2 protein-coding genes and 1 pseudogene are annotated in these 2,880 nt (G+C 64.3%); all 3 read right to left on the bottom strand.

What is annotated here, in order from left to right; all coding sequences use genetic code 11:
- Positions 1-505, bottom strand: a pseudogene (locus QZY06_RS08060) (flagellar motor switch protein FliG); the annotation flags it as partial.
- Positions 502-2,202 (bottom strand): flagellar basal-body MS-ring/collar protein FliF, encoded by a 1,701-nt coding sequence (gene fliF / locus QZY06_RS08055; RefSeq protein WP_295682620.1) that lies wholly within the window; start codon positions 2,200-2,202, stop codon positions 502-504. The gene fliF and the pseudogene QZY06_RS08060, both read right to left, overlap by 4 nt.
- Before the next feature lie 21 nt (positions 2,203-2,223).
- Entirely contained in the window at positions 2,224-2,556 is a 333-nt protein-coding gene (gene fliE, locus QZY06_RS08050) for a flagellar hook-basal body complex protein FliE (protein ID WP_293388397.1), read from the bottom strand.
- Between the last annotated feature and the right edge of the window lie 324 nt (positions 2,557-2,880).

Here is a 2,880-nt window from a genome sequence, read left to right as displayed (position 1 = left end):
CGAGCTTGGCGATGCGCATCAGCACATCGCTGCGCATCCGATCCGGCAACTGCAGCACCACTTCAGCAGCCTGATCGGGATCGAGATAGGCAAGCACGATGGCGACGATCTGGGGATGCTCGTTGCGCACCAGATCAGCGACCGCACGGGTCTCCATCCACTTCAGCGCTTCCAGGCCCTTGGAGTTGCGGCCGAGCAGAATGCGGTCGATCAAACCGGAAGCCTTGTCCTCGCCAAGCGCGCCCACCAGCACGCGGCGCACGTAGTCATCGGCGCCAACGCCGAGGCTGGTCTGGGTATCGAGTTCGGTGACGAAGTTTTCCAGCACTTCGGTGGCGCGCTCGCGCGAGACGTTGGTCAGCACCGCCATCGCCTGGCCAACCTTCTGCACGTCCTTGGCGCCCATGTGCCTGAGCACTTCGGCGGCCTCGGCTTCACCGAGCGACATCAGCAGGATCGCCGCGCGCTCCGGTCCCGGGATTTCGTTTTTCATGACCGCGCTCATCCTTCGCTACCGATCCAGTTCTTGACCAGCTGCGCGACCCGCTTCGGATCCTGGGCCACCGCCGCGCGGGCCTGCACCAGCTTCTGTTCGTAAACTTTCGGCACTTCCGGTGCGCTGCTCAGGCTCAGGCGATCGCCGACCACTTCGCCGGTCATCTCGCCATTGCCCGCGAGTTGCGCCTTGCGCTCGGCCATCTGTTCCAGCACAGCATCGACCGTGCGCGGTGCCGATGGCGACATCAGGCTTTTCAGCATCGGCCGCACCACCAGCAGCGCAATCAGCAGCACCACCAGCGCGCCAAGGCCCTGGCGTGCGTAATCGCGCATTTCCGGCTGCTGCCAGATCGGCAGCGGCGCGATCGGCGCCAGCGCTTCGTTGGGCATGAACGCGGCGTTCTGCACGGTCACCGTATCGCCACGCTTCTCGTCGAAACCGACTGCTTCGCGCACCAGCGCCTGCACCTTGGCGATCTCGGCATCGCTCAGCGGAGTCGGCACCAGCACGCCCTTGTCGTTGGCTTTCGGCAGGTTGTCGACCAATACGGCGACCGACAGACGCTGCACCTTGCCCGGCGATTTGCGGGTGTGGCTGATGGTCTTGTCGAGCTCGAAATTGCGGGTGGCCGAACGGGTTTCGGTGGTCGGCGTCGTGCTTGCTGCCGTGCTCGCCACGGCCGTTGCCGGGGCACCCGGAACCGGCGCGCCGTTGACCGTATTCAGCGGCACGGCTTGCGCCGCGGTTGGTGGCTGGTTGGAGGTGGCACCCGGAATACCCTGGGCTGCGCCACCAGCGCCATTGCGCGTGGCTTCCTCGCTGGTCTGCTCGCTGCGGATCGCCTGCGGATTGGGGTTGTAGGCTTCGCGCGCTTCTTCGGTCACGCTGAAATCGACGTCCGCCGACACCTGCGCGCTGACCCGGCCAGCGCCCATCATCGGCGCCAGCAGCTGCTCGATGCGGCGCACGTAATCGGCTTCCACGCGGCGCGCAAAGCTGAACTGTTCGGACGAGGCGTCGGCCTCGCTGTTGTTTCCGTCTCCGGTCAGCAGATGGCCGTACTGATCGATCACCGTGACGGCCGACGGCTGCAGGTTGGGCACGCTCGACGCCACCATGTGGACGATCGACGCCACCTGCCCGGCTTCGAGCTGACGGCCCGGATGCAGTACCAGCAGCACAGAAGCACTGGCCTGATCACGCGAGCGGGCAAACGCCGAAGGTTTCGGCAAGGCCAGATGGACTCTCGAACTCTTCACCGACATTAGGCTGCCGATGGTCCGCGACAATTCCGTTTCCAGCGCCAGCTGATAGCGCGCGGTTTCAATGAACTGGCTGGTGCCGAAGCCCTGCTCCTCGCGAATCATCTCCATGCCCAGCGACGAACCTTTCGGCAAGCCCTGTGAGGCCAGGCGCAGGCGCGCTTCGTGAACCTTGTCGGCCGGCACGGTGACGGTGCCGCTCGCGCCATCAAGCTTGAATTCGATGCCGGCGGCACGCAGCGCATCGGCCACTTCGGCGGAATCCTTCTCGCCAAGATTGGGATACAGCGGTGCCTGATTCGGCTTCTGCGCCCAGAAGAACAGCGTGATGCCGGCGGCGATCGCCAGCGCGATACCGGCGATCGCCATCAGCTGGCGTCCCGCCGGAAGATCCTGGAGCTTGCGGGAACCGAATCCCGCGGGAACTGCGATGTCAGCCATGGTCGTTTAGGTTTCGTGCAATCACAGCGGCATGTTCATGACGTCCTGATACGCGGACACCAGACGGTTGCGAACTTCGACCATGGCCTTGAACGAGACCTGGGACTTGGAGGTGGCGAGCATCACGCTGGCGAGATCGGTGTTGGGATCGCCAAGCTCGAATTTCTTCTGCAGTTCGCTGGCCTTGTTCTGGGTGCTGGAAACCGAGTCGATCGAGGACTTCAGCATTGCGCCGAAACCGCCTGCAGCCTCGCTGCCGGCCTCCGTGGCCAGCGGTGCCGACGGGCGATTCGTCGCCTGCGTCTGCAGTGCGCGAATCTGGGAAAGCACCTGGCTGACGTCGATCGTGTTCATCCATCTTCACCTTGGGCTAGGCAGCACTTGAGGGCTGGTCTGCCAGCCATCGAGCAAGACCTGTTCCACGGCGGAAGCACGCGAAAACCCCTGCAATCAGGCGGAATGGCGACAGATTTCCGACGCGCAGCGGCGTGTAAAACCGAGCTTCCGCGCAGCCCTACCTTCGGTCGGCCAACGAGAATGGATCACTGTCGGCGGTCGTCAATGCCGCCCACACTCACGTCCTCAGCTGCTGTGCTGGCGTCGCCGAGCACGCCTTCAGGAGCACTCGCGATGTCCCCTCCTTCCGAAACAACCGCCGCTGGCGACGAGACAGCAATG

Source organism: uncultured Nevskia sp. (assembly GCF_903885465.1).
Classification (GTDB): domain Bacteria; phylum Pseudomonadota; class Gammaproteobacteria; order Nevskiales; family Nevskiaceae; genus Nevskia.
The sequence above is the reverse complement of the archived record's forward strand: the minus strand, read 5'-3'. Positions and strand labels throughout refer to the sequence as shown.